The sequence below is a fragment of the Pseudomonas sp. 2995-1 genome, from assembly GCF_002742505.1.
GTDB classification, from domain to species: Bacteria; Pseudomonadota; Gammaproteobacteria; order Pseudomonadales; family Pseudomonadaceae; genus Aquipseudomonas; species Aquipseudomonas sivasensis.
In genome coordinates, this window is the sequence record NZ_LJSA01000256.1 from 1 (window position 1) to 309 (window position 309).

Genomic DNA, 309 nt, shown 5'->3' on the forward strand with positions numbered 1-309 from the left:
GCAGTAGTGATGGCGGTCCACGCATTAAAAGAAGGGAACATTAAGAAAATTGTTTTGACGCGTCCTGCAGTTGAAGCAGGTGAAAGTCTAGGCTTCTTGCCTGGTGACTTAAAGGAAAAGGTAGACCCTTATCTAAGACCTTTATATGATGCCCTTCATGATGTGTTGGGCGTCGAACACACCACTCGTCTTATGGAGCGAGGAACGATTGAAATAGCTCCATTAGCTTATATGCGCGGGAGAACTCTCGATGATTCGTTTGTAATATTAGACGAAGCTCAAAATACGACTGCTGAACAAATAAAAATG

Annotated in this window: 1 protein-coding gene; it reads left to right on the forward strand. The window is 43.0% G+C overall.

Annotated elements, in window-relative coordinates; all coding sequences use genetic code 11:
• Positions 1-309: PhoH family protein (locus AOA61_RS05625; RefSeq protein ID WP_143521178.1), on the forward strand; the 309-nt coding region annotated here is incomplete at both ends.